This window comes from Sphingomonas floccifaciens, assembly GCF_042681125.1.
GTDB lineage: Bacteria > Pseudomonadota > Alphaproteobacteria > Sphingomonadales > Sphingomonadaceae > Sphingomonas > Sphingomonas floccifaciens.
Map to the genome: position 1 here is coordinate 38,616 of NZ_JBHUFC010000001.1, position 24,534 is coordinate 63,149.

Consider the following 24,534-nt stretch of genomic DNA (forward strand, 5'->3'; position numbering starts at 1 on the left):
TCAGTCGCGCGGGCGCGCGCCGGTCGGGCGGGGCGGCACGGCGGCCCCGTCGAACAGCGCGATGTCGCGGTAATGCGGCCAGTCGACGACCTCGCTGTGCGGGGCGAGGCGGACGAGACGCGGGCCGCTCGCATCGAACGCGGGCCATGGACCGACGGTCGGGCTGCGCGGTACGCCGGTACGCGCGAAAGACAGCAGTGCGTCCGACATTTCGCGTTCCAGGGTGACGTCGCCCGGTTCCCAGATGCGGGTACGGCGGAACAGGTTCAGCGAATCGCGGGTGCGCAACCAATAGGGCACGTCGCCGGTGTGATAGGCGCCGACCGTCGCCGGATCATGGTCGCTGAAGGTGATGCCCGGCGCATAGGGCTGGCGGCGGATGAACAGATAGGCATAGGCGGGCGCCGTGCCGTAGCGCGCCTGGTGGCTGGCCCAAGCCGCCATCTGCACGCCGACCGAGGCATCGCGGGCAATGTCGCTCGCGTCGCGGGTCGCATCGCCGCTGTCATAGGCCTTCAGGATAGCGTCGGCCCGTGCGCCATAGCGTTCGCGCACGGCGGCGGTCAGGCCGGTGCGATCGGTGATGCGGTCGAACGGGCGAAAACTCTCGTCGCGGGTGTAGCCGATCAGCACCGGTACGTCATTCTGGCGGCGGCCGGCGAACACGGCTTCGGCCGGACCGGTCACGACGCGCCCGTCCTGCACGATCGACACGCGGGCGCCCTGCGCGGCGACGATGCGGTCGCCCGGCACGGCCCGCAAGGCGTCGAGCGTCGTCGCGCCGAGCGCGGTCGCCAGCTCGACCCCCTGCTTCTCGCCGGTCGCCAGCGTGGCCGGACCCAGCATCCCGCCGAACGGACTGCCGCTCATACCCACCGCGCGCGCGAACAAGCCGCGCGCGGCGGGGCTCATCTGGAGCAGCGCGACCGACATCGACCCGGCCGACTGGCCGACGATCGTCACATTGTCGGGATCGCCGCCGAACCGCGCGATATTGCGCCGGACCCATTGCAGGCCAACGATCTGGTCCATCAGCCCGTAATTGCCCGACCGGCCCTGCTGTTCACGGCTGAGCGCGGGATGGGAAAGGAAGCCGAGCGCGCCGACGCGGTAGGCGAGGTTGACGCGCACGACCCCGGCGCGGGCCAGCGGCTCGCCCGAGTAGTTCGCCATGCTTGCCGACCCGATGGTGAAGCCGCCGCCGAAGATCCAGACGACGACCGGCGCCTTCTTCGCCGCCCGCGGTGCCCAGACGTTGAGGTACAGGCAGTCCTCGCTGGTCGCCTCCTCGCCGAAATAATGATTCTGCCGCGAACTGCGTAAGGGCTGGAGGCATTCGGGTGCGAAGCGGTCGGCGCGATAGACGCCCGCCCAAGGTGCGCGCGGTTGTGGCGGCTTCCAGCGCAGATCGCGCACGGGCGGCGCGGCGAAGGGCACGCCCAGGAAGGCGTCGACCCCGGACGACAGTGCTATCCCCTCGACCCGCCCGGCGTCGGTCGTGCGCACCGGCGCGGCGGGCTGGCTCTGCGCGGTCAATGCCGCCAGCGCGACGGCCGCGAACAGCGCGCGGGCCATCATCGGCGCGGCACGCCCAGGTTTTTGTGGAAGAAATCGAAGGTCGCATTGGTCGCCTTCAAGGTCGCCGCACGGGTGTCCGCGGGCGTCTTGCCGATGAAGCTGTGGTCCACGCCGGGGATGTAGATCGATTCGACCTTCACGCCGGCCTTGCGCAGCGCCGCCTCGCCCAGCCGCGACTGGGTGACGGGGACGACCTTGTCCTCCTCGCCATGGATCAGCAGGAAGGGCGGGTCTTTCGCATCGATGTGCGTGACCGGGCTGACCGCGGCGATCGTGTCGGCCGGGCAGGGGCCGTCGCACCCCAGCAGCTTGCTTCCGGCCGCATTGCCGTCGGGCGTCGCGGTCATGCCGCGAAAGTCGTAGACGCCGTACCACGTCACCGCAGCCTGTACGCAGCCGTTGGCCGCCGCCGTGGGATCGAGGCCGGTATCGCGGCAGGTGACGGCGGTCAGCGCCGCGAGATGTCCGCCCGCCGATCCGCCCCAGACGCCGACGCGGGCCGGATCGATGCCATAGTCACCGGCATGGGTGCGCAGGAAGCGCAGCGCGGCGTTCGAATCCTGCAACTGTGCCGGGAAGCGCGCTTCGCCCGACAGGCGGTATTCCAGGCTGGCGACGACGAAACCTTCGCTGGCCAGCGACGCCAGCACCTTCGGGAAATCGGCGAGCGCACCCGAATGCCGCGTATGGCCGCCGACCCAGCCGCCGCCGTGGATATAGAGGATCAGCGGGTGCGGCCCCTTTGACGGGGGCACATAGATATCGACGATCTGCGGCCGGTATCCGGGGATCGTCTGATAGACGACGTCGCGATACGCCTTCACCCCGCCGGGGAAGGGGACGGCGACGACTGGAAACCTGTCCTCGACGACCGGCGCGGCGGCGGTCGGGAAAGTCCGATCCTGAGCATGGGCTGCGGTGGCGGCGCTCAGGGCCAGCAGGGCGCACAGCGTGCGGTTCATCGACGATCCTCCCACATGATCGTCCGGCCTGTGTCGACCGGACCTTTTCGCCATCCTATCAACGCACTCGGCATCGGCAAAGCAAAAAGAGGAACTGGTTCGTACCACAAAATCGGACCGAGGCCGAAATCCCGTTGCACGCTCGCCTGTCGGGGCTAGACCGCGATTATGGCATCCGATCATCCTCCCGCCGATACTGAAGTGCCCCCCAACAAGGTCCGCCGCACCCGCGCGGAAGCGCGCGAAGCCGCGATCGATGCGATCCTGGACGTCGCGACGGAGGAATTTGTCGAGAAGGGGCTCGCTGGAGCGCGGATCGACGAGATCGCGGGTAAGGCGACCAAGCGGAAGATCTATTATTATTTCGGCGGGAAGGACGAGCTGTACCGCGCCGTGCTGGAACGCGCCTATCGCCGCGTGCGGTCGAGCGAGGCGGAGGTCGACATCGACAGCGGCACCGCGGTCGCCGCGCTGCGCCGGCTGATCGAGCATGACGTGCGCTATCACTCGCAGCATCCCGAGCTGGTGCGACTCGTGATGAACGAGAATATCCACCGGGCCGAGCATCTGCGTCAGATCGACGGCCTGCCGACCAACAACCGTCGCGTGATCGACCTGCTCGCGCGCATCCTGGAGCGCGGCGTGGCAGAGGGTGCGTTCCGCCCCGGCATTGATCCGATCGACCTGCACATGAACATGACCGCGCTCGCCTTCTACAACGTCTCCAACCAGTTCACCTTCGCGCATAATTTCGGGGTCGACATGACCAGCGAGGGGGCGATCGAAAAACGTGCGGCCCAGGTTGGGGATATTCTGCTCGCCTGGGTCGGCAGGGACCGCGGCGCCTGACAAAATATCACGTCAGTTGACAGGAACCAGTTCGTAACACTAATGATCGACCATTGACCGTCGGGACACTCGACGGCGTTGGGGAGGATCATATGCGACAGGCGACGTTCCGCTTTGCGTTCACCACATCCGTTCTGACTCTGGCCGCGGCCTTCGCGTCGTCCGCCGCAGCGCAGACCATACCCGCCGCCGATCCGGCCGCGCAGGCGCCATCGACCGCCTCCGAAGAGGATGCCGCCGCTGCCGACGTCATCGTCACCGGTACGCTGATCCGTCGCGCCAACGACAGTTCGGCCAGCCCGATCGTGTCGGTCAGCGATGCCTCGATCCGCGAAACCGGTGCGGTGAACGTGGTCGACGCGCTGAACCAGATCCCCAGCTTCACCACGTCGGGCAACGGCAACACCGGCGGCCAGGGCACCGGCGGCCGGTCGACCGTCAACCTTCACGGCCTCGGTTCCAATCGCAACCTCGTGCTGCTCGACGGCCGTCGCCTGCCGGTGTCGGACATCAACGGCAACGTCGATATCAACATCATTCCCGATGCGATCATCGGCGGCGTCGACGTCATCACCGGTGGCGCGTCGGCGGTTTATGGGTCGGACGCGATCTCGGGCGTCGTGAACTTCAAGACGCTGCGCAAGCTCGACGGCTTCCGCATCGACCTGCAGAACGGCATTTCCGAGCGCGGCGACGCCTATCGCTTCAACGGGTCGCTCGCCTTCGGCAGCTCGTTCGGCGGCGATCGCGGCAATGTCGTGGCGGCATTCAGCTATGCCAAGGCCGATCCGATCAACGGGTCGACGCGTGCCTTCTTCAACGACAAGACGCCGTCCTCCTTCATCGGCAGCGGCACCTTCGTCCCCAGCGCGACCAACGCGCCGAGCAGCGCGACCGTGAACGGGGTCTTCGCCAGCTATGGCAACACGACGACCATCAACCCGCTGCTGAACCTGGGATTCAACAACGACAGCACGCTGTTCACCCAGACCGGTGCGATCAACTACAAGGGCGCGCGCGATACCCAGGGCTATCTGCTCGTCGGCAACAACGTCCGCATGCCCGTCGGCCAGCAGATCCAGTTCGCCAACGCACTCGACCGCAAGACCGCGTTTCTGAAGGGCGATTACCAGCTGAGCCCCGCGCTGACCGCCTATGGCCAGTTCATGTACGTCGATCTGACGGTGAACACCGAAAGCGGCGGCAGCCTGACGCAGTTCGGCGCGCTGACGACGGTGCCGACGACCAATCCCTTCATTCCGGCGGCGCTGCGCACCATCCTGGCGTCGCGACCCAATCCGACCGCGCCCTTCACCTGGAACGGACGCTATGTCGGCGTGCCGTACAAGAGCTTCGGCGAACATTACACGATCCAGCAGTATCTTGCCGGCCTGCGCGGCGACATCGCATCCGGCTGGACGTTCGACGTGTTCGCATCATGGGACAAGTCGGCGCATCAGCTGAAGATCGGCAATGCGGTGGTAAAGAGCCGGGTGCAGACGCTGCTCAACGCCAGCGACGGCGGCGCATCGGTGTGCGCGGGCGGCCTGAACATCTTCGGCGACGCCAATGCGCGCTCGCTGTCGGCGGCGTGCCGGGACTATATCACCAAGACCGCTTTCTCGCAGGAGGACCTGACCCAGACGCAGGTCCAGGCGCAGTTGAACGGCCGCCTGTTCGATCTCGGCGCCGGCCCGGCGCAGATCGCGGTCGTCGGCAGCTATCGCAAGAACACCTACGACTATGTGCCCGACAGCGACCTGCGCGCACAGAATCTGGAATCGATCATCGCCTCGGCCCCGGCGGCGGGCAACATCAGCGTCAAGGAAATCGCGGCGCAGGTCGACGTGCCGTTACTGTCGAACCGCCCGTTCTTCGAGGAACTGGGCGTCGGTGCGGCGGTCCGTCTGTCCGACTATTCGGTCACGGGTTCGGTCACCAGCTACGAGGCTGACGCGCGCTGGCGGCCGTTCAAGCCGCTGCTGATCCGCGGCAGCTATCAGCGCGCCGTGCGTGCGCCCAACATCGGCGAGCTTTTCACGCCCGCCTCCGGCACCCAGCTGGTCATCGGTACGCCGCCCGCCTCGATCGGCGACCCGTGCGACATCCGTTCGGGCGCGCGCACCGGTGCCAACGGCACGCAGGTCAGTGCCCTGTGCGTCGCGCAAGGCGTGCCGGCGGCTGCGGTCAGCTCCTATACCTTCCCGACCACCGCGACCGGTCAGACGATCGCCGGCAACCTGGGCCTGACCCCGGAAAAGGCCGACACCTATAACGTCGGCTTCGTCTTCGACGTGCCCGGCCGCGGGGTCTTCGGCGACCTGACGCTGTCGGTCGACTATTACAACATCAAGGTGAAGAACGTCATTTCGACCGTGCCGGGCCTGACCGTGCTGTCGAAGTGCTTCAATCTCGACGGCACCAACCCGAGCTACAGCGCGTCGAACTCCTACTGCACCGCGATCCAGCGCGATGCGACGGGGCAGATCGTATCGGTCAACACGCCGTATCTGAACATCGGCGGCCTGCGTACCGAGGGCGTCGAATTCCAGGCGAACTGGAGCGTGCCGACGCCCTTCCTGGGCGAAAGCAGCAGCGTGTTCGTCAATGCTGGGGTCGACTGGACCCGCAAATATGAAGTGCAGCTGCTGCCGGGCTCGCCGTTCCTCGACTATACCGGCGTCAGCAACGGCGGGGCGGGGCCGACCAGCGTTCCGCCGCGCGCGACACCGAAGTGGAAGGCACTGACCTCGTTCGGCTATCGCGGTGAAGGCGGTAGCCTGGGCCTGCGCTGGCGCTACCAGAGCCCCCTGCGCGACGTCAGCGCGGTGCTGACGCCCGCGACGGCGCAGGTTGGCGTGCCCGCCTATGCGCTATGGGATATGTTCACGACGTTGAAGGCGGCGCAGGGCTTCGAACTGCGCTTCGGCGTCAACAACCTGTTCGACAAGCAGCTGCCCTATGTCGCCAGCTCGCAGAACGGCACCGACGTCGCGCTGTACGATGCGGTCGGTCGGTCCTTCTATGCCGGCGTGCGTGTCAGCTTCTGACGATCTCGGCGCGGCGGCAACCTCCCGCCGCCGCGCCGAACCGACGAGGAACGAGATGATCAGATCCGGCCTTATCGGACGCGCGATCCTGGCCTCGCGCTCGCCCTGGCTCCACGAGCAGGAGGCGCGTGCGCAGGGCTTCGACCTCAGCTACACATTGTTCGACTTCGACGATCGCGGCTGGGACGATGCGGCGTTGCCCGACCTGCTCACGCGCCTGCGGACCGAGGGCTTCGCCGGCGTGAACGTCACCTATCCGTTCAAGCAGGCGGTGATCCCCCACCTCGATGCGCTGGCCGACAGCGCGCAGGCGGTGGGGGCGGTCAACACCATCGCGATCCGCGACGGACGCCTGACGGGCCACAACACCGACATGATCGGCTTCGGCGACAGCCTGCGCGCCGGCCTGCCCGACGCGACGCTCGACCGGGTGCTGCAACTGGGCGCGGGCGGCGCCGGGGCGGCGGTGGCAAGCGCGCTGCTGGCCGCGGGCGTCCGCCGGCTGGAGATTTGCGACGTGGATGCGGACCGGGCTGCGGCGCTGGCGGCGCGACTTCGTCCGCGCTTCGCAGCCGACATCGTGGTCCGTTCGGCCGGTGATCACGATACCCGCGCGATCGACGGTATCGTCAATGCGACGCCGGTGGGCATGATGACCAAGCCCGGCCTGCCGATATCGCCACATCAAATTCGATCGCATCTCTGGGTGGCGGACATCGTGTACTTTCCCCGTGAAACCGAACTGCTCGCGACCGCGCGCGCGGCAGGGTGCGCGACGCTCGACGGCAGCGGGATGGTCATCCGTCAGGCCGCGGCGGCGTTCGAGATCATCACCGGCCATGCCGCCAACGTGCCACGCATGGCCGAAAGCTTCGAACGGGAATTCTGAACCGCCACGGCTGGGTCGTGCTTGCGACAGTCGATCCGGTGCGGTGCTTCATCGTAAATGCCCATAATCACCCGTGATGCGGCGCGCTGTTCGACCGCGTCGCGCTGCTCGGCTATCAGGGCACGCTATTCTCGCGCGGCGGGCTCGCAACCGCCCTGTGACAAAATCCTTCGCGGATTCGTCAGGTCCGGCCATAAGCCGCCGACACGGCGCGATGATTCGTCACGGTGACGGGGGTGAAGGTGGGTTCGGTAAAGATCGTGAACGTGCCGGACATCTCGCCGGGCGACCCGTTCGTCGACGTCCACAGCGTCGATGACCGCAGCGTGACGTGGCAGAGGTTCAGCGGGCTGCCGCGCAATGCGATCGAGCGCGCGGTGCGCCGCCCGCGCCTGTCGCGATATCGCGCGGCCTGGTCGGCAGTCGGCGCGGCACGATCCGCCGACGTCATCATCTCGCACCTGCCACGTATGACCGCGGCGGTCGAGGACATGCGCGCGCTGCGCAAGCCGGACTGCGTGCACTTGGCCTTTTCGTTCAACTTCACCGACCTGCCCGCCGGCCGCGACGTGGCCCGGATGCGTCGCGCGTTCAGCGGTGTCGACCAATTCTGCGTCTATTCGGAGTACGAGGCGACGACCTATCCGCAGCTGTTCGGCGTCGATCCCGCCCGGTTCGAGCGCGTCCTGTGGACGCAGGAGACGCCGCGGACCGACACCACGCTTGACCTGCCGTTCGATCGGTTCGTCGTCGCGATCGGCGGCGAGGGACGGGATTATGCGGGCATGTTGGCGGCGGCGCGGAGTGATCCGTCGACGAACTGGATCGTCGTCGCGCGTCCCAGCACGCTGTTCGACGACGCGCCCTCGAACATGAAGGTGTTCTTCAACCTCCCGCCCGAACTGACCTGGGGCATCGCCGCGCGGGCGGCGGCGGTGATCGTGCCGTTGAAGAGCGACCGGACCTGTTGCGGGCATATCACGATCGTATCGGCTCAGCTGCTCGGCCTGCCGGTCGTCTCGACGCGGTCGATGGCGACGACCGAATATACCGTCGGCATCCCCGGCAGCACGCTGATCGAACCCGGCGCGCCCGACGCGCTGGCCGCTGCCGCGGCGGCATCCGTCGCCGATGCCCCCCGCAACCGCCAACTGGCCGAATCCTTCGTGGCCGAAGCGAAGGAGCGGTACGACCGCAAGCATTGGGCGGAGTATCTTCGCCGGTTCCTCCAGACGCGTATCCCGGCGTGATGCAGTCGGCGAAGGAAGGGCTCGTGCAGCGAAATATTAGCGATCAGGCCCTATCGCCCGAGGCCATGTCGATGCCCGTCCGCCTTATCCATCCAAAGCGCCACGGCGATGCGCGTGGGTGGTTTACCGAAACGTACAACCGCGCGACGTTCGCCGCGCTCGGTATCGATGCGACGTTCGTGCAGGACAATCATTCGCTGTCGGTGCCGGCGTTCACGCTGCGTGGGCTCCATTTCCAGACACCGCCGCGGGGGCAGGACAAGCTGGTGCGGTGCATTCGCGGGCGGGTGTTCGATGTGGCGGTCGACGTGCGGCGGGGGGCGCCGACCTATGGGCAGTGGGTCGGGGCCGAATTGTCGGCGGAGAATGGCGACCAGCTGTTCATCCCCATCGGCTTCGCGCACGGCTTCCTGACGCTCGAGCCCGATTGCGAGATCGCGTATAAATGCTCCGACACCTATGCGCCCGAGGCCGATGGCGGCATCGCGTGGGACAGTGTCGGCATCGACTGGCCGCTGCCCGCCGGCGTCATGCCCGAACTGTCACCGAAGGACGCGGCGCAGCCGGCGCTCGCCGACTTCGACAGCCCCTTTCCCTATGACGGCCGTCCGCTGACGCCGCTCGCTTGAGGCTCTATCCCATGCGTATCTTCGTCACCGGCGGCGCCGGGTTCATCGGCTCGGCGCTCGTCCGGCACCTCATCGAGAACACCAGCCACGAGGTGCTCAACTTCGACAAGCTGACCTACGCCGGCACGCTGTCGACGGTCGAGCGCGTCGCCCAGTCGAACCGCTATCGCTTCGTCCAGGGCGACATCTGCGATGCGGAAACCGTCCGCGCCGCGATCGCCGAGTTCCGGCCCGACGTCATCACCCATCTTGCCGCCGAGAGCCATGTCGACCGCTCGATCGACGGACCCGGCGCATTCGTCCAGACCAATGTCGTCGGCACCTATACGATGCTCGCCGAGGCGCGCGCCTATTGGCTGGGCCTCGACGAGGCGGCGAAGGCGGCGTTCCGCTTCCATCATATCTCGACCGACGAGGTCTATGGGTCGCTCGGCGATACCGGGCTGTTCACCGAGGACACGCCCTACGATCCGCGCTCGCCCTATTCGGCGTCAAAGGCGGGCAGCGACCATCTCGTGTCGGCATGGGGCCATACTTTCGGCCTGCCGGTGCTCATTACCAACTGCTCGAACAACTACGGGCCGTATCACTTCCCCGAAAAGCTCATCCCGCTGATGATCGCCAAGGCGCTCGATGGCGAGCCGCTGCCGATCTACGGCGCGGGCGACCAGGTCCGCGACTGGCTGTATGTCGAGGACCATGTCCGCGCGCTGCAAGCGGTGTTCGAGCGTGGGCAGCCGGGCCGCACCTACAATGTCGGCGGGCATAACGAGCGGCAGAACATCGAGGTTGTCCGCACGCTCTGCGCGATCCTCGATGAACTGCGGCCGCGCGCCGATGGCCGTCCCTATGCCGAGCAGATGACGCAGGTCGCCGACCGCCCCGGCCACGACAAGCGCTATGCCATCGACGCCGCGCGGATCGGCGACGAACTGGGCTGGACCCCGGCGGAGACGTTCGAGACCGGCATCCGCAAAACGGTCGACTGGTATCTGGCGAACGAGGCCTGGTGGCGCCCGTTGATCGCAGCCAAGGCCGCCGAGCGCCGCGGCGTCGCATGACGCACGCGGTCCTCGTCACCGGCGGCGGTGGCCAGCTTGGCACCGAGTTGCAGCGCTGTGCCTGGCCTGAGGGGTGGGAAGTCGTCGCGCTCGACGTCGCCGACCTCGACCTGGCCGACACCGCCGCCATCGCCAGGGTGGTGGCGTCTCGCGACTGGGCTGCGGTCATCAACGGTGCCGCCTATACCGCGGTCGACAAGGCCGAGAGCGACGTCGTCACCGCCTGGGCGGTCAACGCGCTGGCCCCGGCCGCGTTCGGCGAGGCGTGCGCGAAGGCCGGCATCCCGCTCGTCCAGGTCTCGACCGACTATGTCTTCCCCGGCGACAAGCCGGGCGCGTGGGAACCCGACGACGCGGTCGCGCCGCTGAGCGTCTATGGCGCGTCGAAACTGGGCGGTGAGCTGGCGGTGCGCACTTCGGGCGCGCGGGCGGTCGTCGTGCGCACGGCCTGGGTCGTCTCGGCGCACGGCAGCAATTTCATCAAGACGATGCTGCGCGTCGCCGCCGAGCGCGATACCCTGCGCGTCGTCGACGATCAGACCGGCAGCCCGACCGGCGCCGCCGACCTGGCGCAGGCGCTGATGACCATCGCGGTGCGTCTGGTCGAGGACGCCGACGCGCCGACCGGAACCTATCATTTCAGCAACGCCGGGCCGGTCACCTGGGCCGGCTTCGCGCGCGAGATCTTCCGCCAGTCGGGCTTGCGCGGCGGGCCTGTCGCCGCGGTCGAAGGGATCACCACCGCCGACTATCCCACTCCCGCGCGCCGACCCGCCAATTCGCTGCTGTCGCACGATGCGATCCAGCGCGCCTATGGCATCACCCCGCGCCCCTGGCAGGACGCGCTCGGCGACATCCTCGACGAGCTTATCGGAGCAGTGACATGAAGGGCATCATCCTCGCCGGCGGCTCGGGCACGCGGCTTCACCCGGCGACGCTGGCGGTCAACAAGCAGCTGCTGCCGATCTACGACAAGCCGATGATCTATTATCCGCTCAGCGTCCTGATGCTGGCGGGGATCCGCGACATCCTGATCATCTCCAGCCCCGAATATCTCGGCAACTACCAGCGGTTGTTCGACGACGGTTCGGCCTTCGGCCTGTCGATCCGCTATGCCGAGCAGCCGAGCCCCGACGGCCTCGCCCAGGCCTTCACCATCGGTGCCGACTTCATCGGCGACGACCATGTCGCGCTCGTGCTGGGCGACAACATCTTCTTCGGCGCCCACCTGACCGACCTGCTGGCCAGCGCCGTCGCGCGGCCCACGGGTGCCACCGTCTTCAGCTACCGCGTCGACGACCCCGAACGCTACGGCGTCGTCGAATTCGACCACGCCGGCCGCGCGGTCAGCATCGAGGAAAAGCCCGCCGCGCCCAAGTCCAATCACGCGGTCACCGGCCTCTATTTCTACGACAACCGCGTCGTCGAGATGGCCCGCAACCTCAAGCCCTCGGCCCGCGGCGAACTGGAAATCACCGACATCAACCGCCTCTACATGGACGCCGGCGACCTCTACGTCGAACAGATGGGCCGCGGCTATGCCTGGCTCGACACCGGCACCCACGACAGCCTGCTCGAGGCCAGCGAATTCGTCCGCACCCTCCAGCACCGACAGGGCGTCCAGGTCGCCTGCCTGGAGGAAATCGCCTTCGAACAAGGCTTCATCTCCGCCGAACAGGCCCGCGAAGCGGGCGAGCGGTTCAAGAAAACCGCCTACGGCCGCGCCATCCTCAATGCCGTCGATGGACGCTGACGAGACGAGGCGCTAGAGCGTGTTTAGGCTGCGTGAAGGCACCGTGACGGAGCCGATTTTGGTTCAGGGCAAGGAGCGAGGAGCGGAGCGATGCAATTGCATCGTGACCGACGAGCGACGCCGCCCTGGGGCAAAATCGGCCCGCCGCCTTGGCGGTTGCCCTGTCGCGCCCGCCGGTCTGCGTCGCGAGCCTTGCAGGTAGCGCCGCTACCTGCTGCACCACGCTCCTTGCCGGAAGAACACGACAGGGCGATCACGGTGCCTTCACGCAGCCTAAACACGCTCTAGCCGGACAGGGTGGCGGGTCTGCGCTCGATGCAGGTCAACAGGGCCGGGACGGCGATCAGGGCGATGCCGCCGAGTTCGAGCAGATGATTGATGCGCAGATGCGCTGCATTGGCACCGAGCAGGCGATCGACATGGTGGAAGGATGCCGCGCGGATCAGAACAAAGGTCGCGAGGACGACGATGCCGAGTAACGCCCGGCGTTCCTGGGGCGGCCCTTTCGCCGCGAGCCGGGCCATCAGCCGGCACAGCAGAATCGCTGCGACGAACAGGACGGTGATGAACGCCATCTGCACGAAGCGACGGTCCTCGTACCAACCCTGGTAAAAGGCCACGCGTCGGCCGATCACGACGACCAGCGCCTGGAGATCGAGCTGCTTGTTGATCCCGAGGGCGAGGAGTGCTGCCGCGAGGATCGGCCAGGTTCCGCTGCGGCCCGAGCATTGCAGCGACACGCGACCCGCCCACCAGCAGAGCGCCGCCGTAACGAGATAGGCCGCGACGATGGACCAGCCGATGGCCGTAGGATCGCCGATGCCGGGGGACCATCCGAACACCATGGCTGCGACGTGACATGGATCATGGCAGGAGTCGAGAATGGGCCAAGCAGCCGCTCGGCCCAACGCGTATCGGAATGATACTGTGCAAGGCACATGCTAACGGTAACGAATTCCTACAAAGTGACGCTCGAGGGGAACGACGGGTGTTCGCGGCGGTTCATCGCGCCACACCTTGGGATAGCGCGATGACAGAGAAATCTACGGTTCCATACGCGCTCGCGGTCGACGACGACCCGCTGATCGTGATGGATGTCTGCAATATCCTCGAGGACGCCGGCTTTCGATGTCTCGATGCGATGTCGGTAGCGGAGGCGCAGGCGCTGCTGCTCGAGCACGAACCTTCGATCGCTTTGCTGTTCAGCGATGTCGACATGGGTGATGGGCATGACGGTTTCTACCTGGCGCGCTGGGTCGCGGAGCGGTTCGACGAGGTCGAGATCGTGATCGCTTCAGGCGCCGCGGTTCCGGCCATGGGCGACCTGCCCGATCGCGCGACCTTCCTTCGCAAGCCGTTCAGCGCGGCGACCGTGAAGGAACATCTGGCCGAAACTCTACCCGATCACAAAAAGCCGGCGCCGCTGAGGCGCGCGGTGTGACCGCTCATCGCGTGCGAAGCGTGATCCGGGTCAGTTCGGATGGAACGCCCAGCCGTAGGGCGAAGCCTGGCCATAAGGCGGTGCCGTTGTTGACGTAGAGCGTCATCGCGCCGACAGGATACATCCCCGAGACGAAGCCGTCGTTGGCGCGGGCGACCACGCGGTCGAGACCACGGATCATGCCGCCGTGGGTATGGCCGGACAATTGGACCGCGACACCGCGCGCCGCATTGCCGCGCGCCGTCTTCGGCTGGTGATCGAGCAGCAGGATGGGCACGCCTGCGGGCGCGCCCGCCAAGGCGGCGGCGACATCCGGTCCGGGGCGTCCGACGCTCGGTGCGGACAGGTCGGTCACGCCGGCGAGTACGAGCCGCCCGTCGCCGCGGGTCAGAACCGCATGCGCATTGGGCAGCATCCGGAACTCGAGCGACGCCAGATGACGCATCCAGTCGTCGTAGCTGAAGAAATATTCGTGATTGCCCGGAATGGCATAGACGCCATCGGGCGCGCGCAACCCGGCTAGCGGCGCGATATCCGCTCGGCGGTTCGCGACCGACCCGTCGATGAAGTCGCCGGTCACGACGATCAGGTCCGCACCCGCCGCATTGGTCTGCTCGACGACTGCGCTGGCCCAGGATGCCGGATAGAGCCGACTGAGGTGCAGGTCGGTCAACTGGATCAGGCGATAGCCATCGAATGCCCGCGGCAGCCCGGGTACGGCGATCTCGACATCCTTGATCGGCGGCACCCGGAGCGCGTTCCACACGCCGATCGCTGCCAGCACCGACGCGACGCCGGCGATCGCGTAGCGGGCCGTGTCGGGGATGCTCACCCTCGACCGCTGCACCGCCGCGACGACGAGGGTGCCGAGATCGAGCAGCAACTGGAACACCGCAAGCAACAGGATCGCGCCGAACGCCCAGTTGAATGCGATGACGACGGCCCTCGGCATCTCGGGATCGAACACCGACCCGGACGAAAGCCGGCTCCACAGATGATATTGCGAGGCGACGAGCAGCAACGCCGCGGACGCCAGCTTCACCAGCATCGGCAGATCGAGCGGCCACAGCCACCGCGTCAGCACGAACAGGCAGGGCAGGGCGAAGAACAGGTGGAAGATGGCACGTCTCCGAAGGCGGAGCGTGAGTGTGCCCCGGCGTCCCCTGTCGAAATCGCTCGATCGCCCGAAAGGTCCGCCGCCCTTCCTAGTCGCTCTCAGTCGCGGAAGACCACCGTCTTCGCGCCGTTCAGCAGAACGCGATCCTCCAGATGCAGGCGGACGGCCTCCGCCAGCACGCGGCGCTCGATGTCGCGGCCCTTGCGAACCAGATCGTCGGGCTGGTCGGCATGGCTGATCGCCTCCACGTCCTGATGGATGATCGGGCCCTCATCCAGGTCGGCGGTGACATAATGCGCGGTCGCGCCGATCATCTTCACGCCGCGGGCATGCGCCTGGTGATAGGGTTTCGCGCCCTTGAAGCCCGGCAGGAAGCTGTGGTGGATATTGATGCACCGCCCGCTCAGGAACGCGGCCAGATCGTCCGACAGGATCTGCATGTAGCGCGCGAGGATGACCAGTTCGGCGCCGCTTTCGTCCACCAGAGCCTTGATCCGCGCCTCCTGCTCGGCCTTGGTCTCGCGGGTGATCGGGAAATGGTGATAGGGCGTCGATCCGATCAGCGAGATGGTCAGCACATCGCGCGGATGGTTGCCGACGATGCCGACGACGTCCATCGCCAGTTCGCCAAGCCGCTGGCGATAGAGCAGGTCGCCGAGGCAATGGTCGAACTTGCTGACCAGCAGCAGCACCTTGCGCCGCGCCGCCCGCGCCCGCAGCGTCCAGGTCATGCCGTAGCGGTCGGCGACGCCGGCGAACGCCGTGCGGATCGTGTCCGGGTCGGCGTCGCGCGGATCGAACTCGACCCGCATGAAGAAGCTGTCCTCCGCCCGGTCGTTGAACTGCTGCGCGGCGACGATGTTGCAGCCCTGGTCCGACAGGAACCCGGTCACCGCCGCGGTGATGCCTAGGCCGTCGCGGCACGACAGCGCGAGAATCTGGGTATCGGTCACGGGCGTCTCCTCTCCGGCGCAAGGCCGTGTCATTTTTGTTTGTGTCGCAAACAATCCATAGTATGTGTTGCGTACAAAGTGCAACGATTGGGATGAGGATCATGGCGGCGAATCTCGAAGAGCGACTGAATGCGGGTGGCAACATCGTGGAGATGCTGCGCAATTCGCAACTGGGCGCTTATGTCTATCCGGTCGTCGCCCCCGAATTCTCGAACTGGCGGTCCGAACAATGGGCGTGGCAGCACAGCGCGGTGCTGTTCGACCAGTCGCACCACATGGTGAACCTCTACATCCGCGGCCGAGACGCGCTGAAGCTGTTGTCCGAAACGATGGTTAACAGCCCCAAGGGCTGGACCGTCAACAAGGCCAAGCAATATGTGCCGACGACGCCCTATGGCCATGTCATCGGCGACGGCATCATCTTCTGGGAGGAGGAACAGTCCTTCACCTATGTCGGTCGCGCACCGGCGGCGAACTGGCTGCGCTATCAGGCGGCGACCGGCGGCTATGACGTCGAGATCGAGCTCGACGACCGTTCGCCGATGCGGCCGATGGGCAAGCCGGTGCGGCGCAAGGAATGGCGTTTCCAGATCCAGGGGCCGAACGCCTGGGCGGTGATCGAGAAGCTGAACGGCGGGCCGCTCGAACAGTTGAAGTTCTTCAACATGAGCACGATGACCATCGCCGGCCGCACCGTCCGCACGCTGCGCCACGGCATGTCGGGTGCGCCGGGGCTGGAGATCTGGGGTCCGTATGACGAGCAGGAGGAAATCCGCGCCGCCATCCTGGAAGCCGGCGCCGAATTCGGCCTGATCGCCTGCGGCAGCCGCGCCTATCCGTCGAACACGTTGGAGAGCGGCTGGATTCCGTCGCCGCTGCCGGCGATCTACACGGGCGAAAAGCTGAAGGGCTTCCGCGAATGGCTGGGCGCCGACAGCTATGAAGCGACCGGGTCGATTGGCGGGTCGTTCGTGTCCGACAATATCGAGGATTATTACCTCAATCCGTGGGAGCTGGGCTATGGCCCGTTCGTCAAGTTCGACCACGACTTCCACGGGCGTGAAGCGCTGGAGGCGCTCGACCCGGCGGCGCAGCGGCGCAAGGTGACGCTGGCTTGGCATCCCGAGGACATGGCGAAGATCACCGCGTCGCTGTTCGACCCCGACGGCGAACAGTATAAGTTCTTCGACGTGCCGCTCGCCAATTATGCCTCGTCCAACTACGACAAGGTGGTCGACGCCGATGGCCGCACGGTCGGCTTCTCGATGTTCACCGGCTATTCCTACAACGAGAAGCAGGCGCTGAGCCTGGCGACGATCGACCCGAAGATCCCGGTCGGCACCGAACTCCACGTCATCTGGGGCGAGGAGAATGGCGGCACGCGCAAGACGACGGTCGAGCCGCATGTCCAGCTGCCGGTGCGGGCGATCGTCAGCCCGGTTCCCTACAGCCGCGTCGCGCGCGACACCTATGCCGAGGGGTGGCGGACGGGACGCTGACGATGACGATCCCGGTCATCCATCCCAATTGGGCGCGCGATCCCGTCGGGATCACCGAGGGTTATTCGCTGGAGATCACCGCGAAGGACGTGGCGGCGCTCGACGAGGCTGCCACGATCGTCGCGCCCGAGACGCCGGTGTCGGTCACCTTCCTGCCCGGCGAGGATGCCAACGCGCGCGTTGCCGCGGCGGTCGCCGTCCGCCGGCTGGGGATGGAGCCGATGCCACATTTCTCGGCACGGCGGATCACCTCGGCGGACGATTTCGAGGGCTATCTGCGCCGCGTGGTGCAGGAGGCGGGCGTCCGGCGCTGCTTCGTCGTCGCGGGCGATCCGGCCGAGCCGGTCGGTCCCTATGGCGACAGCATGGCGATGATCGCGACGGGCGCGTTCGAGCGGTCGGGCGTGCAGGTGATCGGGATCGGCGGCCATCCCGAGGGCCATCCGCACATGACCACCGAGCAATGCTGGGCGGTGCTGGAAGCCAAGGCAGCGGAGATCGAGCGGCGCGGGATGGCGCCGCTGATCGTGACGCAATTCGCCTTCGATGCCGACGCTCTGCTGGACTGGCTGGCAGAACTGCGCCGTCGCGGGATCGACGCGCCGGTCAGGATCGGCGTGCCGGGACCGGCGGGGATCAAGCGGCTGTTGTCCTTCGCGGCACGGTGCGGGGTCGGCGCGTCGGCATCGGTGATGCGCAAATACGGGCTGTCGATCACCAACCTGCTCGGCAGCGCCGGACCGGACGCGCTGGTCGATGCACTGGCGGCGGGCCTGACCCCGGCGCACGGGCGGGTGCGGCTGCATTTCTATCCGTTCGGCGGGCTGGTGAAGACGATCCAGTGGATCGACGACTATAACCGTCGCCACGGGGCGGCTTGAGCTATCGACCGCCGCACGCGCGGGCGCCTATGATGGCGCCCATGTCGAAGCCGAAGGACGTCACCGCCCCGACCACGCCGCACGTCCCGGGGGACGAGGATATCGGGGCGATCAACGATATCGTCGGCTTCCACATCCGGCTGGCGCATGGCGCGGTGTACCGGCATTTCACCGAGAGCTTCACCCAGATCGACCTGACGCAGAAGCAGGTGTCGGCGCTGTGGCTGATCGACGACCATCCCGATATCGCGCAGACCGACCTGGCGCAGCGGATGCGGATGGACCGGGCGACGACGATGGCGATCGTCAACCGCTTGCAGGATCGCGGCCTGCTGGTCCGCGGCCAGTCCGCCACCGATCGCCGCCGCCAGACGCTGAACCTGACGCCGGCGGGGCAGGAGGTGCTCGGCCAGGCCAAGGTCGCGATCGCGGCGCACGAGGCGTGGCTGAAGTCGCGCTTCACCGAAAAGGAAGTCGCGTCGCTGATCGAGATGCTGGCGCGCATCCACGAATAGCGGAAACCAGCGCGGACCGACATTCGGCCGATCGAGCAATGTCAGTGCTTCCTTTCTGCGTCATCCCGGATCGAGTCCGGGATGACGATCCCTTCGGGCCACCGTGCCACGCCTGCTGAAAGTCGAAAGGCTCTACCGCGCGACCGACTTCGCCGCGTCGCTCGCCAGCCTGTCGGCGCGTTCGTTGTCGGGGTGGCCGGCATGTCCCTTGACCCAGGTCCATTCGATGCGGTGCGGTTCGGCAGCGGCGAGCAGGGCCTGCCACAGCTCGGCGTTCTTGACCGGCTTGCGATCGGCGGTCTTCCAGCCGTTCTTGCGCCAGCCGTGGACCCACTTGGTCAGGCCATCCATGACATAGCGGCTGTCGGTCGACAGCTTCACGCGGCACGGCTGCTTCAGCGCCGACAGCCCGCGGATCGCCGCCATCAGCTCCATCCGGTTGTTGGTCGTCGGATTCTCCGCGCCCGACATCTCCTTCTCCGTCGTGCCGAAGCGCAGCAAAGCGCCCCAGCCGCCGGGGCCGGGATTGCCCTTGCAGGCGCCGTCGGTGGCGATTTCGACATAGGGCAGTTCGGTGGTCATGCGGTTTGTTCGTACCATTCGAGGCGGCGGAGATAGGCGAGCGGGTCCTTGCGCGTCACCAGCGCATCGGCCGGCGTGTTCAGCCAGTCCCAGGCGCGGCTGAGCAAGAAGCGGATGCAGGCCCCGCGCGCGAGGAGGGCGAGGGCGGCGCGTTCGTCTGTCGACAGCGGGCGGACGCTCTCATATCCTTCGTACAGTGCCTTACCGATCTCCGCGTCGGCCGGTGCGCCGGCACCGTCGAACGCCCAGGCGGAGTGCATGATGGCGAGGTCGTAGGCGAGGATGTCGGTCGCGGCGAAATAGAAGTCGATCAGGCCGGTAACCCGGTCGCCCAGCATCAGCACATTGTCCGGGAACAGGTCGGCGTGGATCGCGCCGGTCGGCAGGTGGCGGGGCCAAGCCGACTCCACGTCCGCCAGCGCCGCGTCGAGCCTCGCGAACAGGCCGGGCTGGATCGTGTCGAGGCTGGTGCCGCAGCGGTCCAGTAACGGGCGCCATTCCGCGATGCCCATCGAGTTCGGCCGGTCCCCGGTGAAGTCCTCCAGCGCGACATGCATCTGTGCCATCGCAGCACCAGCGGCACGCGCCTGTTCGGGGGTGGGATGCGACACGGACACGCCGGTCAGGAAGCGGATCAGGCAGGCGGCGCGACCCTCCAGCTGTTGGATCGCGGTCCCCGTCCGGTCGGGGATCGCCGGCGGCACGGGCAGGCCCTTGGCCGCGAGATGGTCGAGCAAAGCCATAAAATACGGCAGGTCGCCCGCCGCGACGCGTTTTTCGTACAAAGTCAGGATAAAACGGTCGCGGGTCGTGTCGACGAGGTAGTTGGAGTTCTCAACGCCCTCGGCGATGCCTTTGGCCGAGACGAGGTCGCCGACGTCGTAGCGGGCGAGGAAGGTCGAAAGCGTCTCCGCCGAGACGTGCGTGTAGACGGCCATTTCCGGCAAACCCCCCGTTCGTGCTGAGCGAAGTCGAAGCACTGTCCTTCCTGGACAGCGGGCGCAAAGAAGAAAATGCAGCGCTTCGACAAGCTCAGCGCGAACGGTGGGAGTGTCCCCTACGCCGCCTGCAATTCCTTCGGCAGCTTGAAGGCGATCGACTCGCGGGTCGTCTCTTCCTCGCGCTCCCGCACCTCGAACCGGGTGTTGAGCAGGTCGACCAGTTCCCGGATCAATACTTCCGGGGCCGATGCGCCCGCGGTCAGGCCGAGCGTGCCGACGCCCTCCAGCCACGTCCAGTCGAGATCGGTGGCGCGCTGGATCAGATGCGCGGAGACACCCTCGCGCTTGGCGACTTCGACCAGGCGCAGCGAATTGGACGAATTGGGCGCGCCGATCACCAGCATCAGGTCGCACTGGCTGGCGATCGCCTTAACCGCGGCCTGGCGGTTCGACGTCGCGTAGCAGATGTCGTCGGCCTTGGGCGCGACGATCGTCGGGAAGCGGCGCTGGAGGATGCCCATGATCGCGGCGGTGTCGTCGACCGACAGCGTGGTCTGGGTAAGGAAGGCGAGGTTGTCGGGATCGATGGCCGTGAAGCCTTCGGCATCCGCCTCGGTTTCGATCAACGTCATGTGCCCCGCGGGCACCTGACCGAAGGTACCGATGACTTCGGGGTGACCGGCATGGCCGACGAACAGGATGTGACGGCCCGCGGCGACCAGGCGTTCGGCCTGGCGATGGACCTTGCTGACCAGCGGGCAGGTCGCGTCGAGGTAGGACAGGCCGCGCGACTCCGCCTTGGCCGGCACCGCCTTGGGCACGCCGTGAGCCGAAAAGACGACGGGCACGCCGTCCGGCACGTCGTCCAGCGTCTCGACGAACACCGCGCCCTTCGCCTTCAGCGTGTCGACGACGAACTTGTTGTGGACGATCTCGTGCCGGACGTAGACCGGCGCGCCATAGCGTTCGATCGCCAGCTCGACGATCTGGATCGCGCGGTCGACCCCGGCGCAGAAGCCGCGCGGCGCAGCGATGAGGAGGTCGAGGACGGGCTTGGTGGCTTGGGTCATCACACGACAAGCTCCTACGCGATTGACGACGCGCGCGGAAGTACGCGTATGTCGTCCTGGGCGGAAGTATGCGTGTGCTTGCGCGCACGGAAGCCGCTTGGTAGCGCATCGCGGCGTTACGAAAGGTTCCCCCGCGTTGATGTCCCGTAAGCTCGTCGTTCTTGCGACCCTCGCCCTTCTCGGCACCACCGCCTGTTCGCGGCGCGGGGAAATCGACGCCTCGGGCGGGATCACCGCGGTGCGCACCGTGTGCCCGTCGGTCGGCGTGCCGGCAGCGACCGGCGATATCACCCTGTTCAGCTCGCCGACCGATCGCACGGCGGATGCGATCGACGTGACCGCGTCGATCACCAACGTCCGCGCGACGTGCAGCGACGGCGGCGATCCGATCACTTCGCAGCTGACGTTCGACGTGCTCGCCCGCCGCACCAACACCGACGGAGCGCGCGAAGTGACATTGCCCTATTTCACGACCGTGCTTCAGGGCGGCAGCGTGATCGTCGCCAAGCGCGTCGGTCGCGTGACGCTGCGCTTCGAACCCGGTCAGGCGCGCGCGCAGGCCAGCGGTACCGGCACCGCCTATATCACCCGCGCCGCCGCGACCCTGCCGGAGGATGTCCGCCGTCAGATCACGCGTGAGCGCAAGGCCGGGCAGGAAGATGCGGCGGTCGATCCGCTCGCCGATCCCGCGGTCCGCACCGCGGTCGCCAAGGCGACGTTCGAGGCGCTGGTCGGCTTCCAGCTGACCGACGAGCAGCTGCGCTACAACGTCACCCGCTGATCGCCCGTATCGTCCTCCCCTGTCAGGGGGAGGATCGATATCAAGCCCTGGGAGCCCACTCCAGGTCGAGCGCCGCCACGCGTTTGGGCAGCGGCGACAGGCGGCGGATCGCGGCGGGGTCCCGCAGGATCAGCGTCGACCCTTCGCGCGCGATCAGGCCCTCGCGCTCCAGCGCGCGGACGGTGCGGTTGGTGTGAACCATCGTCAGACCGAGCACGTCGCCGATCTGTTCCTGCGTCAGCGGCAGTTCGAACCGGTCCGCCTCGCCGACGCCGGTGCTTAGGAGCCGGTCGTGGACGTTGACCAGGAAAGTCGCATAGCGCTCGCGGGCTGACGACCGGCCCATCAGGGCGACGATGTCCATCAACGCGATGCGTTCCATCTGCACTGCCGCGAACAGGAATGCGGTCAGGCGGGGCGATTCTTCGAACACAGGCCGCAATCGCGCCATCGGTACGAAGGCGACGCTGACGTCCGTCAGCGCGAGAAGCGTGTCGCCCGCCTTCGCCAGCACCATGCCCGGCGTACCGAGCATGTCGCCGGGCAGATGCAGCTTGACGATCTGACGCAGGCCCGATGGCAGGAGGATCGACGAGCACGCCCATCCCTCGATCAACAGATAGATGCCGCGAATGGGATCACCCTCGCGCCGGATCGTCGTATAGCGACGATAGCGCACCGGAGGATCGCCCAACGACTGAAGCATCTGCGCCTCCTCTGGCGACAGCGCAAACACGTCCTTGAACCGGTTCAGCGGATAATCCGGCACCACGCACTCCTCTGGGGGAATCGCGATCTCCCAGAAAAGTGCGCGCTTGGCCTATACCAAGGTTAAATCATCGACGGCAGTTGCGAAGATACCCACGTAAATTACGACATTCGCCTCACGCCTCGCCGCGGGCATAGCCTTTCAGCTCGTCGCCCATCAGCCGGACGACGTGAAGGACGTTGGTGCTGCCCGGCGTCTTGAACGGCACGCCGGCGCATACGATGATGCTGTCTCCGGCTCCGGCGATGCCGTGACGCAGTGCCATGCGCTTGGCCTTGCCCACCATCTCCTCGAACGAATCGACGTCGCGGGTGTGGACGGCGTGGACGCCCCACAGCAGGCCGAGTTTGCGCGCCGTGTCGATCTCCGGTGTCAGGACCAGGATCGGCACCGACGGCCGCTCGCGCGCCAGGCGGCGGGCGGTCGAGCCGGAGGAGGTGAAGCACACCATCGCCTTGGCCGATACAGTGACGGCGATCCCCTTCGCCGCCTCCGCCAGTGCGTCGGCGGTGGTGGGGTCGGGCTTCGTCACGGTGAAGTGGACGCGGTCGCCATGGCCGGGATCGAGTTCGACCGAGGTCGCGATCGAATCCATCATCGTCACCGATTCGACCGGCCAGGCGCCCGCCGCGCTCTCGGCCGACAGCATGATCGCGTCGGCGCCGTCATAGACCGCAGTCGCGACGTCCGACACCTCCGCGCGGGTCGGTGAGGGCGACGTGATCATCGATTCGAGCATCTGCGTCGCGACGACGACGGGCTTGCCCTGTCGGCGCGCGGTCTCGACGATGCGCTTCTGCAGGGGCGGCACCGATTCGGGCGGCAGTTCGACGCCCAGGTCGCCGCGAGCGACCATCACGCCGTCGCAGCCCTCGACGATCTCCTCCAGCCGCTGCACCGCCGATGGCTTCTCGATCTTGGCGAGCAGCGCGGCGCGGCCGCCGATCAGCTTGCGTCCCTCGGCCAGATCCTCCGGCCGCTGGACGAAGCTCATTGCGATCCAGTCGACGCCGCAATCGAGCGCGAACGCCATGTCGCTGCGATCCTTCTCGGTCAGCGCGGCGAGCGGCAGGACCATGTCGGGGACGTTCAGGCCCTTGTTGTTGCTCAGCGTGCCGCCGACGACGACTTCGGTGACGATGCGGTCGGCGTCATGCTCGACCACGCGCAGCACCATCTTGCCGTCGTCGAGCAGCAGGCGGGCGCCGTCCTCGGCCGCGGCGAAGATTTCCTTGTGTGGCAGGCGGACGCGGGTCGCATCGCCCGGCGTCGGATCCTGGTCGAGCACGAAGCGCTGGCCGGTTTCCAGAAGCACGCGTCCCTCCGCGAACTGTCCGACGCGCAGCTTCGGCCCCTGAAGGTCGGCGAGGATCGTCGTCGGGCGGCCCAGCTTCTTTTCGAGGCCACGGATCGCGGCGATCACGGGGCGCTTCGATTCCTGGTCGCCGTGGCTCATGTTCACGCGGAACGCGTCGGCGCCGGCGGCGAACAGCTTTTCGATCATTTCGGGCGTGCTGGAGGCAGGCCCCAGCGTCGCGAGCACACGGACCTTGCGGTTGCGGGGCGGGAACATGGCGGTCATGATTATCCTTCGCACGGGCAGTCGGCCCGCCCTAGCGTGGAAACGACTCGGCGTTCAATGAATAGGAATGCGTGGAATGGACGAATTGGACAATCTCGACGACCGGACCGCGGCCGAAGCCTTCCGCCGGCTGGTCCGCCACCTGCGCCATCGCGCCGATGCGCAGAACGTCGACCTGATGGGACTGTCGGGTTTCTGCCGCAATTGCCTGAGCGACTGGGTGGGCGAGGCGGGTGGCCTCGACAAGGACACCGCGCGCCAGGCGATCTACGGCATGCCATACGCCGAGTGGAAGGCGCAGTATCAGGGTGAGGCGACGCCCGAGCAGCTCGCCCGCATGGCGGAGAGTGTCGCCAGAAACGCGCCGTAAACGACGCCGTTC

At 67.0% G+C, this 24,534-nt stretch carries 24 protein-coding genes; 14 read left to right on the plus strand and 10 right to left on the minus strand.

Annotation, left to right across the window (positions count from 1 at the left end):
- Window positions 1-1,578, minus strand: a complete 1,578-nt coding sequence (locus ACFSC3_RS00180; protein WP_380937538.1) for a carboxylesterase/lipase family protein — start codon at window positions 1,576-1,578, stop codon at window positions 1-3.
- A complete protein-coding gene (locus ACFSC3_RS00185) occupies window positions 1,575-2,540 on the minus strand; it encodes an alpha/beta hydrolase fold domain-containing protein (RefSeq protein ID WP_380937540.1) in 966 nt (321 codons plus the stop codon). Before ACFSC3_RS00185 ends, ACFSC3_RS00180 begins: the two co-directional genes overlap by 4 nt.
- Before the next feature lie 168 nt (window positions 2,541-2,708).
- Between ACFSC3_RS00185 and ACFSC3_RS00190 the strand changes: the two genes are divergently transcribed.
- The 8 genes from ACFSC3_RS00190 (at window position 2,709) to rfbA (ending at window position 12,021) form a co-directional block, all read left to right on the plus strand.
- On the plus strand, window positions 2,709-3,389 hold the full coding sequence (locus ACFSC3_RS00190; protein WP_380937542.1) for a TetR/AcrR family transcriptional regulator: 681 nt from the start codon (window positions 2,709-2,711) through the stop codon (window positions 3,387-3,389).
- 92 nt (window positions 3,390-3,481) lie between these two features.
- On the plus strand, window positions 3,482-6,439 hold the full coding sequence (locus ACFSC3_RS00195) for a TonB-dependent receptor domain-containing protein (protein WP_380937544.1): 2,958 nt from the start codon (window positions 3,482-3,484) through the stop codon (window positions 6,437-6,439).
- A 55-nt stretch (window positions 6,440-6,494) separates the two neighbouring features.
- Window positions 6,495-7,328: a shikimate dehydrogenase gene (locus ACFSC3_RS00200; RefSeq protein WP_380937546.1), complete on the plus strand. Its 834-nt coding sequence runs from the start codon at window positions 6,495-6,497 to the stop codon at window positions 7,326-7,328.
- Between the two features lie 242 nt (window positions 7,329-7,570).
- Window positions 7,571-8,578 (plus strand): hypothetical protein, encoded by a 1,008-nt coding sequence (locus tag ACFSC3_RS00205; RefSeq protein ID WP_380937547.1) that lies wholly within the window; start codon window positions 7,571-7,573, stop codon window positions 8,576-8,578.
- Between the two features lie 71 nt (window positions 8,579-8,649).
- Window positions 8,650-9,207 carry a dTDP-4-dehydrorhamnose 3,5-epimerase gene (rfbC, locus tag ACFSC3_RS00210; RefSeq protein ID WP_380938518.1) on the plus strand — a complete coding sequence of 186 codons (558 nt, stop codon included), beginning with the start codon at window positions 8,650-8,652 and terminating at the stop codon, window positions 9,205-9,207.
- Between the two features lie 11 nt (window positions 9,208-9,218).
- Window positions 9,219-10,268: a dTDP-glucose 4,6-dehydratase gene (rfbB, locus tag ACFSC3_RS00215; protein ID WP_380937549.1), complete on the plus strand. Its 1,050-nt coding sequence runs from the start codon at window positions 9,219-9,221 to the stop codon at window positions 10,266-10,268.
- A complete protein-coding gene (gene rfbD, locus ACFSC3_RS00220; protein WP_380937551.1) occupies window positions 10,265-11,155 on the plus strand; it encodes a dTDP-4-dehydrorhamnose reductase in 891 nt (296 codons plus the stop codon). The genes rfbB and rfbD overlap by 4 nt, the downstream gene beginning before the upstream one ends.
- The gene (gene rfbA / locus ACFSC3_RS00225; protein ID WP_380937553.1) at window positions 11,152-12,021 is read left to right on the plus strand and encodes a glucose-1-phosphate thymidylyltransferase RfbA; all 870 of its coding nucleotides are present in this window, start codon (window positions 11,152-11,154) and stop codon (window positions 12,019-12,021) included. Before rfbD ends, rfbA begins: the two co-directional genes overlap by 4 nt.
- 284 nt (window positions 12,022-12,305) lie before the next feature.
- On the opposite strand, the gene ACFSC3_RS00230 is transcribed toward rfbA, so the two are convergent.
- Window positions 12,306-12,866, minus strand: a complete 561-nt coding sequence (locus ACFSC3_RS00230) for a hypothetical protein (RefSeq protein WP_380937555.1) — start codon at window positions 12,864-12,866, stop codon at window positions 12,306-12,308.
- Between the two features lie 185 nt (window positions 12,867-13,051).
- Here ACFSC3_RS00230 and ACFSC3_RS00235 point away from each other — a divergent pair, with 185 nt between their 5' ends.
- Window positions 13,052-13,462: a response regulator gene (locus tag ACFSC3_RS00235; RefSeq protein WP_380937557.1), complete on the plus strand. Its 411-nt coding sequence runs from the start codon at window positions 13,052-13,054 to the stop codon at window positions 13,460-13,462.
- A 4-nt stretch (window positions 13,463-13,466) separates the two neighbouring features.
- On the opposite strand, the gene ACFSC3_RS00240 is transcribed toward ACFSC3_RS00235, so the two are convergent.
- Together ACFSC3_RS00240 and purU are read right to left on the minus strand one after the other, a co-directional pair.
- Window positions 13,467-14,546 (minus strand): metallophosphoesterase, encoded by a 1,080-nt coding sequence (locus tag ACFSC3_RS00240; RefSeq protein ID WP_380937559.1) that lies wholly within the window; start codon window positions 14,544-14,546, stop codon window positions 13,467-13,469.
- Window positions 14,547-14,677: 131 nt separating this feature from the next.
- Complete coding sequence (gene purU / locus ACFSC3_RS00245) at window positions 14,678-15,532, minus strand: formyltetrahydrofolate deformylase (RefSeq protein ID WP_380937561.1); 855 nt, start codon at window positions 15,530-15,532, stop codon at window positions 14,678-14,680.
- Between the two features lie 101 nt (window positions 15,533-15,633).
- On the opposite strand from purU, the gene ligM reads away from it, so the two are divergent.
- Genes ligM through ACFSC3_RS00260 form a run of 3 tightly spaced genes read left to right on the plus strand, consistent with a single transcriptional unit; the run spans window position 15,634 to window position 18,427 of the window.
- Window positions 15,634-17,031, plus strand: coding sequence for a vanillate/3-O-methylgallate O-demethylase (ligM, locus tag ACFSC3_RS00250; RefSeq protein ID WP_380937563.1), 1,398 nt, complete (start codon window positions 15,634-15,636; stop codon window positions 17,029-17,031).
- Between the two features lie 2 nt (window positions 17,032-17,033).
- Window positions 17,034-17,912: a methylenetetrahydrofolate reductase gene (locus ACFSC3_RS00255; RefSeq protein ID WP_380937565.1), complete on the plus strand. Its 879-nt coding sequence runs from the start codon at window positions 17,034-17,036 to the stop codon at window positions 17,910-17,912.
- A gap of 41 nt (window positions 17,913-17,953) precedes the next feature.
- Window positions 17,954-18,427 carry a MarR family winged helix-turn-helix transcriptional regulator gene (locus ACFSC3_RS00260; RefSeq protein ID WP_380937567.1) on the plus strand — a complete coding sequence of 158 codons (474 nt, stop codon included), beginning with the start codon at window positions 17,954-17,956 and terminating at the stop codon, window positions 18,425-18,427.
- A 132-nt stretch (window positions 18,428-18,559) separates the two neighbouring features.
- On the opposite strand, the gene rnhA is transcribed toward ACFSC3_RS00260, so the two are convergent.
- From rnhA to ispH, 3 genes are all read right to left on the minus strand, one after another.
- Complete coding sequence (gene rnhA / locus ACFSC3_RS00265) at window positions 18,560-19,009, minus strand: ribonuclease HI (protein WP_380937569.1); 450 nt, start codon at window positions 19,007-19,009, stop codon at window positions 18,560-18,562.
- Window positions 19,006-19,947 carry a homoserine kinase gene (gene thrB, locus ACFSC3_RS00270; protein WP_380937571.1) on the minus strand — a complete coding sequence of 314 codons (942 nt, stop codon included), beginning with the start codon at window positions 19,945-19,947 and terminating at the stop codon, window positions 19,006-19,008. Before thrB ends, rnhA begins: the two co-directional genes overlap by 4 nt.
- Before the next feature lie 119 nt (window positions 19,948-20,066).
- Window positions 20,067-21,020, minus strand: coding sequence for a 4-hydroxy-3-methylbut-2-enyl diphosphate reductase (ispH, locus tag ACFSC3_RS00275; protein ID WP_380937573.1), 954 nt, complete (start codon window positions 21,018-21,020; stop codon window positions 20,067-20,069).
- A 139-nt stretch (window positions 21,021-21,159) separates the two neighbouring features.
- Between ispH and ACFSC3_RS00280 the strand changes: the two genes are divergently transcribed.
- A complete protein-coding gene (locus ACFSC3_RS00280) occupies window positions 21,160-21,801 on the plus strand; it encodes a hypothetical protein (protein ID WP_380937575.1) in 642 nt (213 codons plus the stop codon).
- 40 nt (window positions 21,802-21,841) lie between these two features.
- Here the strand turns inward: ACFSC3_RS00280 and ACFSC3_RS00285 are convergent, their stop codons facing one another.
- Window positions 21,842-22,570, minus strand: coding sequence for a Crp/Fnr family transcriptional regulator (locus tag ACFSC3_RS00285; RefSeq protein WP_380937577.1), 729 nt, complete (start codon window positions 22,568-22,570; stop codon window positions 21,842-21,844).
- Between the two features lie 115 nt (window positions 22,571-22,685).
- The gene (gene pyk / locus ACFSC3_RS00290; RefSeq protein ID WP_380937579.1) at window positions 22,686-24,152 is read right to left on the minus strand and encodes a pyruvate kinase; all 1,467 of its coding nucleotides are present in this window, start codon (window positions 24,150-24,152) and stop codon (window positions 22,686-22,688) included.
- 76 nt (window positions 24,153-24,228) lie between these two features.
- Between pyk and ACFSC3_RS00295 the strand changes: the two genes are divergently transcribed.
- On the plus strand, window positions 24,229-24,522 hold the full coding sequence (locus ACFSC3_RS00295) for a DUF1244 domain-containing protein (RefSeq protein ID WP_380937581.1): 294 nt from the start codon (window positions 24,229-24,231) through the stop codon (window positions 24,520-24,522).
- The last annotated feature ends 12 nt before the right edge of the window (window positions 24,523-24,534 follow it).